Below are 1,123 nucleotides of genomic sequence, written 5' to 3'. Positions count from 1 at the left end.
ATCCATGTTCTGGCCTCGACGAAAAAAATGGCGACCAGTGTATAGTAAGGAGATTGTGCGAGTATACGGCTAAGGGCGAAATCAGATAATTCGCCCTCGATTACCGAAACAACCTCAGACGCCGCTTAATGGTTGCAAATACGCGCCATGTTGACGACGAACTTGCCTTCGAGTTCGCGAACCTTATCGCGCTGTAATAAAAAGGTTAGCAATGCATCTAAGTCTAGATCATTCAACTTACAGGTATGAAAACGTACGTCTGCGCCAAAATGTTGTACGAGCTCGTCGCGGCTCATTGGGGTTTCACGTAGTAGGTTTAGTAAGTTGTGAGCATGAATGTCACTCATCGTTAACTCCAGTTAGCAAATAGAACCCGACCAGTGTACTGAAATCGTCGAGCACTGCTTTGACTTACGTTAGTAAATGATAGAAGCAACAATGAGTGCATGAGCAAGAAAGTAGCTACCACTTACCCAAACATACGCGCGCTTCATTGGTTTACGGAATCCGTGTATGGCGTAAGCGAGCGCGGAATACGTCATGATGACGGTACCACTAAAGCCAATGGCATTCGCGTAGCTAGGCGTTTGTAGCCAAACCTCACCCGCCGCCCAAGCGAGCTGCACTAGCATTATGCCCATAGTAACAACGGGAAAAACGAGCGAATCTAACTGCGGTAAAAGAAGGAAAAATGCCACGATACTGGCGGCAAGCAACAAAGCCAACAACCACCACACGATATCGCCATTGAGCTGAACCCAAAAAGATTTGCTGTAGCACACTTGCGCTGCGAGATAGGCAGCAAAATAGATCAGCTTGCGTGTTTTAAACGAATGCAGCGTATCGGCGAACATAGAAACCACCAAACCACCAGCAATCCAGTAGCTGTGATCGGCCGACGGCCCTTGGGTTAGCACCAAAATAAGAAGAAGTAATAGCGTAAAGATTTTAAACACTAAGGATTGTGTCGGGTTCGCTTGCTTTGCACCCAACACGGAATACATACCTGATAACCCTATCGCCAGCCAACTCCACATGCCGTACATACCTTTTACTTAAACTCGCCGCTAGTCTAGGTAGACCAGTTTTGATGTAAAGACACAATCTACGAAAGTTGGATCTC

Annotated in this window: 2 protein-coding genes; both read right to left on the bottom strand. The window is 46.7% G+C overall.

The genetic code is table 11. The features are described from left to right. Positions 1-125: 125 nt before the first annotated feature. Positions 126-347, bottom strand: coding sequence for a YecH family metal-binding protein (locus R7P67_RS25785; RefSeq protein ID WP_029853250.1), 222 nt, complete (start codon positions 345-347; stop codon positions 126-128). A gap of 69 nt (positions 348-416) precedes the next feature. Beyond that, entirely contained in the window at positions 417-1,037 is a 621-nt protein-coding gene (locus R7P67_RS25780) for a lysoplasmalogenase (protein ID WP_005481960.1), read from the bottom strand. Positions 1,038-1,123 lie beyond the last annotated feature (86 nt).

It is taken from the genome of Vibrio sp. Vb0937 (assembly GCF_033338855.1).
This window is presented reverse-complemented; position numbering and strand designations above follow the sequence as displayed.

What these genes read in the sequence shown, in the direction of transcription:
- R7P67_RS25780 (WP_005481960.1), bottom strand. Translation starts at nt 1,037, where the DNA reads ATGTGGAGTTGGCTGGCGATAGGGTTATCAGGTATGTATTCCGTGTTG.
- R7P67_RS25785 (WP_029853250.1), bottom strand. Translation starts at nt 347, where the DNA reads ATGAGTGACATTCATGCTCACAACTTACTAAACCTACTACGTGAAACC.